The sequence below is a fragment of the Sulfobacillus sp. TH-112 genome (assembly GCF_057473405.1).
Genome location: NZ_JBYCKN010000086.1, coordinates 1 through 13,173, shown reverse-complemented (window position 1 = coordinate 13,173; position 13,173 = coordinate 1). Strand labels below are relative to the sequence as shown.

12 protein-coding genes and 1 pseudogene are annotated in these 13,173 nt (G+C 52.9%); 10 read left to right on the top strand and 3 right to left on the bottom strand.

Translation table 11 applies throughout. The features are described 5' to 3' along the window. The 8 genes from ACOJWD_RS05765 to ACOJWD_RS05730 all read left to right on the top strand — a co-directional run. The coding region (locus tag ACOJWD_RS05765; RefSeq protein ID WP_486992266.1) for an ABC transporter substrate-binding protein at positions 1–860 on the top strand (860 nt) is incomplete at its 5' end. 18 nt (positions 861–878) lie between these two features. Continuing rightward, positions 879–1,868 carry an ABC transporter permease gene (locus ACOJWD_RS05760; protein WP_486992265.1) on the top strand — a complete coding sequence of 330 codons (990 nt, stop codon included), beginning with the start codon at positions 879–881 and terminating at the stop codon, positions 1,866–1,868. Next, positions 1,868–2,755, top strand: a complete 888-nt coding sequence (locus ACOJWD_RS05755; protein ID WP_486992264.1) for an ABC transporter permease — start codon at positions 1,868–1,870, stop codon at positions 2,753–2,755. Before ACOJWD_RS05760 ends, ACOJWD_RS05755 begins: the two co-directional genes overlap by 1 nt. A 2-nt stretch (positions 2,756–2,757) precedes the next feature. Beyond that, positions 2,758–3,729 carry an ABC transporter ATP-binding protein gene (locus tag ACOJWD_RS05750; protein WP_486992263.1) on the top strand — a complete coding sequence of 324 codons (972 nt, stop codon included), beginning with the start codon at positions 2,758–2,760 and terminating at the stop codon, positions 3,727–3,729. Continuing rightward, positions 3,729–4,721, top strand: a complete 993-nt coding sequence (locus ACOJWD_RS05745) for an ABC transporter ATP-binding protein (protein WP_486992267.1) — start codon at positions 3,729–3,731, stop codon at positions 4,719–4,721. Before ACOJWD_RS05750 ends, ACOJWD_RS05745 begins: the two co-directional genes overlap by 1 nt. A 1-nt stretch (position 4,722) precedes the next feature. Beyond that, positions 4,723–6,228, top strand: a complete 1,506-nt coding sequence (locus ACOJWD_RS05740; protein ID WP_486992262.1) for a M81 family metallopeptidase — start codon at positions 4,723–4,725, stop codon at positions 6,226–6,228. A 26-nt stretch (positions 6,229–6,254) separates the two neighbouring features. Further along, entirely contained in the window at positions 6,255–7,076 is an 822-nt protein-coding gene (locus ACOJWD_RS05735) for a DeoR/GlpR family DNA-binding transcription regulator (protein WP_486992261.1), read from the top strand. Positions 7,077–7,437: 361 nt separating this feature from the next. Beyond that, positions 7,438–8,514 carry a hypothetical protein gene (locus tag ACOJWD_RS05730; RefSeq protein ID WP_486992260.1) on the top strand — a complete coding sequence of 359 codons (1,077 nt, stop codon included), beginning with the start codon at positions 7,438–7,440 and terminating at the stop codon, positions 8,512–8,514. A 918-nt stretch (positions 8,515–9,432) separates the two neighbouring features. Here the strand turns inward: ACOJWD_RS05730 and ACOJWD_RS05725 are convergent. Then, the gene (locus ACOJWD_RS05725; protein WP_486992259.1) at positions 9,433–9,786 is read right to left on the bottom strand and encodes a recombinase family protein; all 354 of its coding nucleotides are present in this window, start codon (positions 9,784–9,786) and stop codon (positions 9,433–9,435) included. A 988-nt stretch (positions 9,787–10,774) separates the two neighbouring features. Here ACOJWD_RS05725 and ACOJWD_RS05720 point away from each other — a divergent pair. Together ACOJWD_RS05720 and ACOJWD_RS05715 are read left to right on the top strand one after the other, a co-directional pair. Next, positions 10,775–11,299, top strand: coding sequence for a hypothetical protein (locus ACOJWD_RS05720; protein WP_486992258.1), 525 nt, complete (start codon positions 10,775–10,777; stop codon positions 11,297–11,299). Positions 11,300–11,598: 299 nt separating this feature from the next. Then, positions 11,599–11,778, top strand: a pseudogene (locus ACOJWD_RS05715) (zinc ribbon domain-containing protein); the annotation flags it as partial. 173 nt (positions 11,779–11,951) lie between these two features. On the opposite strand, the gene ACOJWD_RS05710 reads toward ACOJWD_RS05715, so the two are convergent. Then, complete coding sequence (locus tag ACOJWD_RS05710; RefSeq protein WP_486992257.1) at positions 11,952–12,641, bottom strand: hypothetical protein; 690 nt, start codon at positions 12,639–12,641, stop codon at positions 11,952–11,954. Positions 12,642–12,658: 17 nt separating this feature from the next. Next, a partial coding sequence (locus ACOJWD_RS05705) for a MerR family DNA-binding transcriptional regulator (RefSeq protein WP_486992256.1) occupies positions 12,659–13,173 on the bottom strand: 515 nt, incomplete at its 5' end.

Below are 13,173 nucleotides of genomic sequence, written 5' to 3'. Positions count from 1 at the left end.
CTAGTGCGCATAAGTATTGGTTTGCCCAAGGCGATCCGGTGATGCTGTTTCTTAATAATGACGTCTATCCGCTCTCGAATCCTCAAGTGCGAATCGCGTTGAGTTATGCTATCTCCCGATCGCAAGTATCAAACCAAGGGGAATATGGATACGAAAAGCCCGCTACGGCACTTGGTATCCCATCGGCGCAGTCAAGCTATATTGATGCGGCCGCACAATCGGCGGCTCCTTCTAATTATGACCCGACCAAGGCGGTGAAAATGCTGGAATCCCTGGGATTTAAAAAGTCGGCCTCCGGTCAAATGCTGATGCCGAACGGCAAACCCTTTCAGTTTTCGTTACTGGTGGTCTCCTCTTATTCGGATTGGGTGCAGGATGTGACCGTCATTGCCTCGGACATGAAGCAAATTGGCATTGATGTCACTGTGAAACCCCTACAATATTCCGCCTACTATTCTGATCTGCAAAATGGGACCTATCAAGCGGCGATTGGGTGGTCCTTTAGCGGTCCAAATCCTTTTTATTACTTCAATTTCGCGATGAATTCGCTCTATAGTGCCCCGGTTGGGAAAGTCGCCACGAGTAACGTCGAGCGATTTACCTCGAACACGGCAGACCAATATCTGAACGCTTACAACAGTACCACCAATGTTGCGGCGCAACAGGCCGCGTTAGACCATTTGGAAAAGCTCTGGGTGAATGAGATGCCGTCAATTCCCTTGGTATGGGGAGCGTATTGGAACGAATATAACGCCAGTACCTATGCTGGATGGCCAACGCCCTCCAATCAGTATACCGATCCCGGGCCCAATGACCCGTCGATGGAGCTCACCATATTAAATCTAAAACCGAAGAAATAGATCTGTGGGGGAACGACGATGACATTTATCTGGAGGCGGGTCGTGTTTTACATCGTGGCGCTCTGGGCCACCATCACTCTCAATTTCTTTCTGCCCCGCATGATGCCAGGAAATCCTGCAGAGGCATTGATGGCAAAGTTTGCAGGGCGGCTGAATCCGCTACAAATGAAGTCGATTGAGATTGCTTTTGGATTAAATGTGCACCAGAGTCTCTGGGTCCAGTATACCGATTACTTGTGGCAAATCCTTCATGGCAACTTAGGGGTCTCGCTGACATTTTTTCCCTCACCGGTATTAAAGGTGATCGGTACGGCCCTTCCTTGGACAGTCGCCCTCGTGGGAGCGAGTACCGTGATTAGCTTTGTCCTTGGGATCACTATGGGCGGAATCTCCTCGTGGTATCGAGGACGCAGCTTTGATAGTATTACCACTACCTTTTTTACCTTCACCTATGCCTTTCCCTATTTTTGGATTGCGCTCGCGGTGCTGTATGTGTTGGGCTACCTTATGGGGATATTTCCTATTAGTGGTTCCTATACCAACGGACTCACTCCAGGATTTAACGGGCCTTTTTTAGTGAGCGTGTTTGGCCATGCGCTCTTGCCGGCGCTGACCATCGTGTTTACGTCGGTCGGATATTGGGCAGTGAATATGCGCAACACCATGGTCGCCACCACCTCTCAAGACTACGTCACATTGGCAGTAGCGAAAGGACTCCCGACGCGAAAGATTTTAATGGGATACGCGGGGCGCAATGCACTTTTGCCCAATCTTACCGGGTTTGCGATGTCTTTAGGATTCATTGTGTCGGGCGCTATTCTCACGGAAATTGTCTTCTCTTATCCAGGTGTGGGGTATTTGCTCTATCAAGCGGTACAACAAGAGGATTACCCTCTCATTCAAGGCATTCTATTGATCATTGCGGTAGCGGTACTGTGTGCCAACTTTGTGGCTGACCTCATGTATGTCTATTTAGATCCCCGTGTGTCCAAGGAGGGGAACCAATAATGGCAACACCAGTGGCTGGGTCATCCTTACGGCGGGCGCAGATGTTCGCGGTGGGCACGAGGGTGTTCAGCAATTCCAAGGCCAAGGCAGGGGGCATTATCCTATTGGCGTTTGTGCTCATGGCAGTATTCGCTCCGTTGGTTGCACCTTATAACCCCAACGCGACGATTTATGGAACCCAGCTTGCGCCGAGTACTCTCCATTGGCTGGGTACCACCCGAAATGGTCAAGACATCTTGAGTCAGCTCATTTGGGGTGCTCGACAACCACTCGTGATTGCCGTATTGGCCGGACTGACGGCCACGGTGTTGGCTGTGGTGGTCGGGGTATTAGCCGGACTGACGGGTGGGCTATTGGATGATGCGTTAATGATGATGACCAATATTGTGCTCATTTTGCCGGGGCTGGTGCTGGTGATTGTGGTGTCGTCCTACCTCTCTGATGCGAATAATTTTCTCATCAGTGCGGTGATAGCACTCACCAGTTGGCCATGGGGTGCGCGCGTACTGCGCGCGCAGACCATTACGCTGAAAAACGAGGACTTTGTTCTCTCGGCCCAAGCGGTCGGAGAAAATACCTGGCATATCGCTTTCGCGGAGATATTACCCAATATGATATCGCTCGTGGCAGCAAACTTTTTCTTCACCTGTCTTTACGCCGTGGTCACGGCGTCTTCGCTGCAATTTCTGGGGCTGGGCAACATCAACACGGTGAGTTGGGGCAGCATGCTGTACTGGGCCAACAATAGTCAGGCTTTGATTACTGGTGCCTGGTGGTGGTTTATTCCACCGGGACTCGCGATTGGGGTGCTAGGCGCCTCGTTCGCTCTCTTGAACTTTGGAATCGATGAAGTGACCAATCCTCGACTGGCGAAGGGAGGGCAATAGACATGGAGGACATCACCCTAAGTGTCCAAGACCTATCGGTAGAATATGCTGTCGGTAACACCCGGTTGGCGGCAGTGAACTGCGTGTCCTTTGATATCCGACGGGGTGAAATTCTAGGACTCGCCGGCGAATCGGGTAGCGGCAAATCCACGGTGGCCCAGGCCATTGCGCGGATTGGTTCTGGAGCCACGTATGTTACGGGACGGATATTATTCAATGGTATCGATCTGGTCACGGTGGATGCCAAGACCCTCAGAGGGTTGCGGTGGTTGAAGTTTTCTTTGGTGACTCAAAGTGTGATGGGTTCGCTGAACCCCTTAACGACCATTCAAACGCAATTCTTCGACACATTTTTAGCCCATGAAAAGGCATCACGTGAGGTGATGTTGCATCGGACGGCGGAACTTTTACAGTTGGTTGGCCTATCGAGCGACACCATGAACGCCTACCCGCATCAACTCTCTGGAGGAATGAGGCAGCGGGTGGGTATTGCCTTGGCGATGATGTTTAACCCGGACTTGATTATCATGGATGAACCGACGACCGCACTAGATGTGGTCGTAGAGCGTGACTTATTAACCCAAATCAAGATGCTACAAAGCCGCTTTGGATTTTCGGTACTGTTTATTACTCACGACTTGTCACTGCTGTTCCGACTAGCGGATCGGGTAGCCATTATGTATGCGGGGCAAGTGGTCGAAGTCGGAACAATTGCGCATTACCGACATCAACCATTGCACCCCTATACCCGCGGGCTCATTCATTCGTTTCCACGGATTGGAGAAGGGAAGAACCTCCAACGCGGGATCGCCGGATCGCCGCCGTCTTTGGGGCACATGCCCGAGGGCTGCCGCTTTCATCCGCGATGCCCGATGGCCATCGACCTGTGTCGGACGCGCCAACCAGAGTGGACCGTCATTCCTGGAGCGTCTGATATAGGGACACAATGCTTTCGCTGGGAGGAGATGGCGTGATGATCATGCCTGATGAGGAACGCGTGATGGTGAAATTGCATGGTGTGACCCAGAAGTTCGTGAATGCACGTCATAGAAAGACCACCGTGGCCTTGGACAGGGTGAGCTTAGAGGTGAAGTCCGGAGAAGTTCTCGCCTTGGTCGGGGAGAGTGGTAGCGGGAAATCCACCTTGGGCCTTATTATTGCAGGACTGCTGCGACCCACGGAGGGAGAACTGTATTTAGATGGCGAAAAGTTGCTCTATCGAAAGAGTGCGCTCAAAGCGCATCACCGGCGAGTCCAGCTAATATTGCAGAATCCCTTTACCTCATTAAATCCCGTGCACACGATTGACTATCATCTGCGGAGACCACTGAAAATTCATCGGTCCAAAGACCATTTGGACTTTGCATCAGTGGCGGCTCAGTTGCTAGAAACGGTGGGAATGCGACCTCCCGACGACTATCTTCATAAGTTTCCTCATCAGTTGTCTGGTGGCCAACGTCAACGAGTGGGGATCGCGCGTGCTTTGGCGACGCAGCCTTCGGTGATTGTGGCTGATGAGCCCACCTCGATGTTGGACGTGTCGCTTCGTCTGGATATGCTCAATTTACTCCTTGACCTGAGACAAAATTACCACACCACCTTCGTCTTCATCACCCATGACTTGGCAAGCGCCTATTACGTGGCGGACTCGATTGCCGTACTCTTTCGAGGCCACATGGTGGAGTCGGGAACTGCTGACAGGGTGGTAAAAACCCCCAAACATCCTTATACCAGACTGTTGCTTGAAGCCATTTCGGAAGAACTATCGGGAAGTCGCGATACGCATGCCATATCCAATATGGAGCCGACGTCTATGGGCTGCGCCTTCGTGTCCCGCTGTCCGGTCAGTATGTCTCGATGCGCCACCGAAGTGCCGATATATCGATCACTGGATGATGGTAGCCAGGTGGCGTGTCATCTCTATGACGGGGACACTGTGTTGAAGGAAATGGAAAGGATTCGATAACATGGCCCAACAACAAATTCTTCTGGGCGGGTTTGCGCATGAGTCGAATACTTTTACTCCCCTTTCGACGTCGCGCCGTGACTTTTGGATTTATGATGATCCGGGTGACCTGTCGAGACTCCTGGACCAAAAGGATGAATACGGGGGAGCGCTGATGGAACTCACCCGGCTGGGTTATGAGGTGCTATTCATTATTGCGGCCGGGGCAACCGTGGGAGGGACCATCGATTTTGAGGTCTACCAAGAATATGGCGAACGACTGCGTCGACGGCTTGAGGCTCTTGACCTGCAGCAGGTGGTCGGCATTCAATGGGTGATGCACGGGAGCTCAGTAGTCAAAGGGGTATCTGATGTGCAGACTGATTTAATAAGGGGGCTACATACCTTACTTCCGAAGGTGCCCATTGTCGTGAGTTATGATTTGCACTCGAGCTTGACGTGGAATTTCATCCGCCGGGTGGATGGAGTAGTGCATTATCACACCGCGCCTCATCGCGATCAGTGGGAAACAGGAGTTCGCGCCAGCCAAATGTTGCACCGTGCTATCATGGGCCAAGAGAGCATGGACAAAGTGTTGATTAAGCTACCGATGCTGCTGCCGGGTGAATTTGGACAGACCGACCAGGACGTCATGGCGGAAATTTATAATCGGTTAACACAATTTCAGGCGGCGAGTGGCGCGATTGAGGTTTCGCTCAGCCAGGGGTTCCCGTGGGCGGATAGTCCTTCGGGAACGGTTGGCCTTCTAGGGTACTGGCGCGAAGGGCACGCTCGGCATTATCTGCTGGCGTTTCAAGCGCTGGCCCGAGACATCTGGGCAAGGAGGCATTTGTTGTATCAATCGGTCCCACTCTATTCGCTTGATGAGGTAGGCCCCACAGATCACCCCACGATATTTTGCGATGCGGGAGATAATCCGACTGCCGGAGGAGCCGAGGATCGGGTGGATGTACTGGAAGAGGTGTTAAGGAAGGGCGTCAGTGGCGTGTTGTTTTTCCCGATTGTCGACCCAGACATGGTGCAAAACGCTTTCCAGTGGGAGCTTGGATTCGTAGACCAGGCCCGTCTGGGAGGGCGGTTGGGCGGTACCAAATCGGTATCCGTTCAGGCGGCTGTGATAGGGCGCGGGCAATGCGAACGAACCGGACGCTGGGCGCTTCTCCGCATTCAAGGAAATGATGTGGTGGTCACGGAGAAACGCTTCGGCGTCTCTAGTCCCTTTCTTTTGCGTGACATGGGCATCGATATGGCTGGACTTCCGAAGGCTTGGGTGGTGAAATCTGGCTATCTTTTCCCAGCATGGAAGACATGGTTACGAGAGGTCGGGGGAGAGGAAAAACTGTTGGCTACGGCGGGGTCGACGACGCTGGACCTGGAAACCCTACTGTATCAACACCTATCATCCGCTACCTATCCCATTTCCCGATCAGCTATGATGGAGGCGCAGATGGACGTATGGTGGGCGGGTCCCGGGGGCGTAACCCGTACTGCTAGTACCTTGTCCTGAATCGATGTGGAGGATGGAGGAATACCGTGGTGTCCGCAAAGTTACTCAAGGTCGATCGTCAACTGATGATTTTGGACTTGTTACATAAGAAAGGATCGAGCCTTCGTATTGCGGAGTTGAGCGTGGAGTTAAACGTCAGTGTGGTCACCGTTCGGCGAGATGTGTGGGAGTTGGCGCGACAAGGAATTGTCGCTTCCACTCGTGGAGGTGTCAAACTGCTTCACGAGGGGGCTACCTATGAGCCACGCTATGAAACCAAACTTAGTGAAGATACCGATATCAAGGATGCCATAGCCCGTCACGTTGCAGAATGTGTAGACGATGGGGCCACAATCTTTCTTGATGGCGGCACCACGGTGGGATCGTTAGCGCATTACCTGGCGAGAAAGCAAGTCACCGTCGTCACCAATGCGCTAAATGTCGCCAATGTGCTCGCCAGTTCGAAATCAGTCCGATTAATCCTGGTCGGTGGTACCTTTCGCCAAACCTCCCAGACTTTTTTGGGGCCGAAAGCGGTGCGAGCTCTAGAAGAACTGCGGTTTGATGTTGCGTTCATGGGGACGGAAGGATTTGATCCAGCGCGAGGTGCCGAGGTCCCCGACGAATCGGATGCTGAATTTAAGGCGCGTGCTATTCAGTTGGCCCGCGAGGTGGTTCTGCTGTCGACGGCCAGTAAGTTGAATAAGCCGCGATTGTACCGGTTTGCCACGTGGGAGGACATCAATCAATGTGTTATTGCTGGGGACGTGCCGGATGAAGCGGTGCATGAGATTGAAAGCCACGGCGTTGAGGTCGTCTCTCTAGCTCTCAGACCTTCAGATGTGGGGGTGGAAGAAACGGATGGGTAAGCATCGACACGAATGACCCCAGAACGGGGTAATGTCGGCTCGACGGATATGGGGTCTCTTTGGCTGCTATGGAAAAGGCAGACTCTTCCTTGGAAGGCCTCGGATCGATGCGTAATGCGGGGAGTGGCATATCTATTGTCCGTTAAGCACCGCCAGTTGCTCTGCGGAGCCCTTGATTGTTGTTTCGATTTCCAGGAGGCGATTTGGGCGTGATGTCAGTCGCATGGATCTACGAGATGCTGCAATCGGGCCTGCGAAAGCTCTCGTTTGTGGGATGGCCCACGTGCATGGAATAAAGTCCCAGTAACGAGTGAAACTGAACGAACGTTATACTTACGATGACACTTTGGGAGGTAGGGACATGATGAAGCGCCTGCCGTGGGGAACGGTAGTTCTCGTCTCAGCTATGGTACTCGTCGGATGCGGTCAGGAGACCCATTCTGCTGGGCAAAATCCATCTCCCAAGGCTCCGCCGCGCGCCACCAGCACGGCACCGTCCTCGTCAACAACAGCACCGTCCACTACCTCACGTCCGACGCCAGTATCCACCTCGTCATCACCATCCCCATCGTATGTCGCCTATCACAATCGAATCTGGGGATATTCGTTACGTGTGCCGCAAGGTTTTACCGCATCCGCGTCCCCAGAGGATGGGGATGGCAAGTCATGGGACTATGGGAAGGCTACGATTGAGGTATACGGACAGTACAGCCATGCTACGGGGCACCCTGCAACGGTGACGTCCGTCTTGAGGGCTTTGGTTAGCCAGAAGCATCCGTCATACCAGGCCCATGGCGTCGATTGGCTCGTCGTGTCCGGAACCCACGATGCTCAGATTTACTATATCAAGGAATTTATTGGGGCGACGAACGAAAATGTATTATCCATTGCATACCCTGCGGCCGACCAACGCGAGTGGAACTCCCTGGTGACGACGGTATCCCATTCGTTTACCCCGGGTGGACTCACCAATTCCGCCCCTGCATCGAGTCCATTCCAGACAGAACGGGTCACGATTCCACCCAGTATTACCGTACAATTAGAGGTGCCATCGGGGTGGAAAAAACAACGCTGGAGTGCCGGCGATGCCGCGGGCTTCGTATGGGTTAACCCATTGAATTCCACTGAATGGGTTCGGATGCTATTGAGTGGCAGTGCCGGATCCCTGTTAAACAATCAAGGGCACTATGACGTGACCCAGTTTGTCAATAATCCCGGTGTACAATGGCGTGTTGTTCAGGCGAATCAACTCTCTGGACAATTTACCATTCCAATCGGCGAGATTTCTACTCCCATCGGTAACATCAAGCTCAATAAATATGTGGTCTATGGCTATGCCGAGGTCATGACCCGTCCAAGCCCGTTGGGTGTGGAAATTGATGCGGTCGCTCCGAAAAGTGTGGCGACAGTCATTGCGACCAGTGTGATAATTCGTTGACCAGTGCCGCATCCATTATCCTCAGTGAAATAGGGGCTGTCCCAAAATCCTTGGACCCTAAAATTTTCTCCCACTTGACCCCTCAAAACAGGGAGGTAAGTGAACGACTTTCTCCACTGCCCCGGGTAAAACGGGCACATTTTAGGGACGGCATCACTGCTGACATACCTTTTGAGACCGCCCCCTCGTCAATGTTAACCGGTCGTTCCGCAGCAACTAGGTTTCGACGCATTGGACATCGTGGACGTTGATACAATGCCAGAAAAATACGTATTGTACCAATTCATCAGGATGTTACCGGCGGTATCGGGAGAGTCACCACTGGTCCAATAGTTACTCTGTGACCACCCCATTGCACCCATTGCTGCACACGCAGCCTCGAATCCCGGCGCGAAATACCTCCCTGCACCTTGGATGGCGCCGTATCCATTGCTCGGGATGGTATATCCGTTATGGTACGCGTCCGAAATATATTGAGCGGCCGTTTGTTCGTTTCCCTCAGACGCCGAGACAGGGAAGATGCTTGTGTCGGAAAAAGCCTCAAGGTATCCTTGATATACACCGTCGCAGATATTATCGAGCGGATGATCGGGGTGTCCGCTACCTGTTATCGCGGGCGGCGTACCGGATGACGCGGTGCATGAGATTGAAATCTTCGGCGTTGAGATCGTCTCTCTAGCTTTCGAACCTTGAGAAGCGGGCGTCGGAAAAGCAACTGGGGAAGCGTTGGCACGAATGACCCGAGAATGGGGTGATGTCGGCACGACGGGTATGGAGTCTCTGTGGCTGAGTGGTGGATGAATCTTGAATTAGATCGCGACGGCGTTCTATTGAGCCATAGAGTCCTATGTGCTATGACAAAGGCACACTCTTCCTTGAAGGGCATCGGATCGATGCGTAATTCGGGGAATGGCACATCTATTGTTCGTTAAGCACCACCAGTTGCCCTGCGGAGCCCTTGATTGTTTTTTCGATTTCCAGGAGGCGATTTGGGAGCGATGTCAGTCGCCGTCGGTCTTGAACAACGACGGTGTGAATTGGTTGGCCATCCTGGATCTCGGACAATAGACGCTGAAGCTGAGGTTGATTTTCAGAATCCTTAGCCTCAAGGGACTCCACATACTCTTCCACATCTATCCATCCGATCTTCTTGCAATAGTTTCGACACGCGGCGACTTGAGCGCTGAGAGCTTTTGGATCTGGGTCAGACGATCGCGCATAAATGACGACTCTTGATTTCTGAATACCCATTTTTTCGAACAGCCAGCCCATCCATCCCATGTCCCCATGCCCTCCATAAGGTAATACCGCCGCAAGACTCATTATCAACGAATTTTCCGAGTAGAACAAGAATCAAGGTCGCCGCTGGAGAACATCATTTGGATGACGATGTATCTGACAAAGTATAGCAAGCAGGTGTGGAGTGCTTCCATTATGCAATCAACGGCATTGCGGCAGCGCAATGGTGCTTTTGATCTTGTGGAAAGGGCGGCCATGTTGGCACAGGGTTCACTTCAACCGTCACGCCACCGTATCGCAATTCCATGATGGGAAGGGTCCGTTGGTCATATCGATTGGCGTGTTCCGTAGGGTCGGTGTGATCGAGCGCTGATTGAAATGGGGTGCTCGATTCCAGCGATGCGGTAGCTGGTTGGTGACGCTGATAAATTCCGAAAGTAAATCACGGTGCGGGTTCGGCGATAACGGTCAAATCACGAGGAATACGTAGGCGATTACCCGTGGAGAACCTCGGAAATATGGCTTGCGCGGACCGTCTCTGCAGGATGCCTTTTCACCCCGTACACGAAACGGTAAACGGTAGCTTCGCCGATATAAGAAGTCTCGTCTCCTTTAGCACGTTCTTTCCGGTTTTGCTGTTTTCTTCTGATGGGGTGTGAAGGTGGTTGCTGTTTCACCCTCTATCTAGAGATAGAGTCTCTGCGTTCAAAATCCATCGGTAGGTGGATGGTGGCATCGTCGCGAGCTGTCTATCATGAAAACGAACCGCGCGAGCGCAATTAGAGGCTCCATGGGGAGGTCATCGACTTCTATCGAGACGGGGCGTTGGACTAGACATGCCAGCACAAGGTGCTACTGTACTTCTACGAACGCACGGTGGATAGGTTGTTGTTGACACGAACGGGTGTAAATCACTCGAACACGCGAGTCGGTAGCGGCGGTGTGCAGCGCTTTAAGAATGACGGGCCGCGCACAGATTTTTCGAAGGATCAAGGGAAACTTTAGGGAAAGGTTGGGACTTATGAGTGTTTTTGATTATGTGATTGATAGTGCGCTGGTCTTGATGGTCTTGCTTCAAATCCGGGAGCAACCGCTCACGCGTAGGAGGATGATTCGTCCACTTTTGGTGGTGGGGGCGGCGGTGGCCCTCTATCTGCGGCAAGTGCCTACGAGTGGGAATGATGTGTGGTTAACCCTTGTTTTGGCGGCGGTAGGTGCGGCAATTGGCTGGGCCAGTGGGGTCACGGTGCATATGCGATCGGGATCTGACGGTAAGACGCTGGTGCAAGCGGGATGGGCTTCAGCGGTATTCTGGGTGTTGGGTATGGGTGGAAGATTTGCATTCCTGGTGTGGGTCAATCATGGAGGGGCTGCATGGGTGATCCGATTTAGTTATCACCACGATATTACGAGTATCGCTGCGTGGACGGTGGCGGTGTTGGCCGAAGTGGTCTTCGAAGTGGTGGCACGAACCGCGGTAATGGCCGTTCGCGGACAAAAGGTCGGCCAAGCTATAAGGACCGGGCCGGAGGGTCTCGCGAAGTAGGCCGGTAGCGGTGTATGACATTGGATGAACCGTGAGAAAGACACCGTGCTTTGGTCCCTCGGAGGGGAAAGCATGGTGTCATTGAGGAAAATCGGCAGTCTGACCGACAGCAATGAAGCGATGCGACTCTACAAGAGTTTGACAGTGGCGAGAGTGAGTCAATGAGGGGAGATTCTTGAAAGAAGGTGTTAAAATTGATCACCAATAAAATCATCGGTACCACGGCGTAAGGCGGTTCATCCGAACCCGTCGCGGACGCCCGTGATTTGTATGTGTTTGAGGCCTTCCTGATTCCAAACATGGTCCTGCGACCGAAGGCAAAGCAGGACGCCAACAGGCGGTTTCTTCCCACCAAAGCGACCGCCAAATGGGCTATCGTATCACCGGCTTGGGGACAATTGGTCTCGTTTACCACCTATAAAGCGGTGCGCCAAGGCAAGCTGGTCATCCCCGTTCCCCCCGAATATAGTTCGCAGGAATGCGCCGTCTCCACATTCATTCACTTCCCCGGACAATCGGCTCTCACAGGCGGAGTTTGTCTGTCAACGTTGTGGACACACCGGTCATCCGGACTACAATGCGGCTGCCGTTATCGCGAAGCGGGGTATCAAAAAGCTTCTTTCCGGCAATCCGCTCACGAAATCTCACAAAATCACGCGGATTTTTCGGAAGTTAGGGCCGGAGCGGTGCGAAGTTTCTCCCGGGGAGATCGCACAAGACGCGGGAGGCCCACGGTTTTCCACGCAGCGGTCAACGAACCAGGCATTGTTGCGAACGCATCCTGAAAGCCCCGCACTGGGCCTCGTAGAGGCCATGCGGCCGGGGAAAAGTTCAAGATCGGTATAATGCCGGACAACACGATGGCCCGCTGGAGCGTCACATATGTGTGAATTTCTTTATCGAAAAAGGTCAGCGTGGTGTTAGCTGCCCCCAGTGAGTAGAGGTTTCGTGTGGGCAGATAGTGAAAGCGTGTTTCAGGACGGAATTCTATCACGATTTTTAGGTCAAAACGTTCGTTCAGCGGTGCCGCAAAATCGCAATCGGGCGTGGTGGCTGGCGGTTCGTAAAGATAGGTCATGCGAATACCCAATTCTCCGGCTTTGGCTCCGGTAATCCCTGCCCAGGACTGAAACGACTCGGAGACCAGTGCCCACTCGTCCGTACTCAGTTGACGATCACGTGGGAGACTCACGTAGGCTTCAAGATGGGCAGGTTCAGTGCGCAGAGACAACTCAGAAGAGACCCCATCAAGATTAAGCCCCTCGGTCTTTGAAACCGGAAGGCACCACTCCAGTGGCCCATCGCTAGCCTCGGTGATTTCGCCCCAATAGATGCAAAACATGGCTCCGGCTCTCCCCTCTACACGCGGTAGGGCACAGTTTTGATCATGCCGATGAACTCCTGGCCAAATGCCCAAGCTCCATTCATTCCATTGACGCGACGTTTCACGCATAGTATTTCGCGCGAGGGAATTTCTCGTGTGTCTACCTCATACATCATTTCATACCTCCCATTGAGTTGATTGATAAGAAATGTCGCCAGATCTCGACGTGCAATGTGTGAATCTTCCACGGCGGCCCAATATTGGGACAGTCGCGCTGCTGCCTCTGGAGGATCTAAAGCGATGATTCGCTGAATCTCACCCGGCGGCACTTGAATACGACGAAGAGATGAGACCAGCCGGGCTGTTTCGATTTGCTCGACTCCATACAAACGATAGCCCGAATCCGGGTCCACTGGCCTCGGCACGAGGCGCCCCATCTTATCGTAGAGGCGTAGGGCTTTGGGGGAGAGATGCGATGGCTTCGCAAATTTGCCAATGCTCAAGAGTTCCATCATGACTCCTTTCTGACGACGACCTTCCCAACGCACTT

Coding starts and splice junctions, on each gene's coding strand:
- ACOJWD_RS05760 (WP_486992265.1), top strand. CDS start 879: ATGACATTTATCTGGAGGCGGGTCGTGTTTTACATCGTGGCGCTCTGG.
- ACOJWD_RS05755 (WP_486992264.1), top strand. CDS start 1,868: ATGGCAACACCAGTGGCTGGGTCATCCTTACGGCGGGCGCAGATGTTC.
- ACOJWD_RS05750 (WP_486992263.1), top strand. CDS start 2,758: ATGGAGGACATCACCCTAAGTGTCCAAGACCTATCGGTAGAATATGCT.
- ACOJWD_RS05745 (WP_486992267.1), top strand. CDS start 3,729: ATGATCATGCCTGATGAGGAACGCGTGATGGTGAAATTGCATGGTGTG.
- ACOJWD_RS05740 (WP_486992262.1), top strand. CDS start 4,723: ATGGCCCAACAACAAATTCTTCTGGGCGGGTTTGCGCATGAGTCGAAT.
- ACOJWD_RS05730 (WP_486992260.1), top strand. CDS start 7,438: ATGATGAAGCGCCTGCCGTGGGGAACGGTAGTTCTCGTCTCAGCTATG.
- ACOJWD_RS05725 (WP_486992259.1), bottom strand. CDS start 9,786: ATGGGCTGGCTGTTCGAAAAAATGGGTATTCAGAAATCAAGAGTCGTC.
- ACOJWD_RS05720 (WP_486992258.1), top strand. CDS start 10,775: ATGAGTGTTTTTGATTATGTGATTGATAGTGCGCTGGTCTTGATGGTC.
- ACOJWD_RS05710 (WP_486992257.1), bottom strand. CDS start 12,641: ATGTTTTGCATCTATTGGGGCGAAATCACCGAGGCTAGCGATGGGCCA.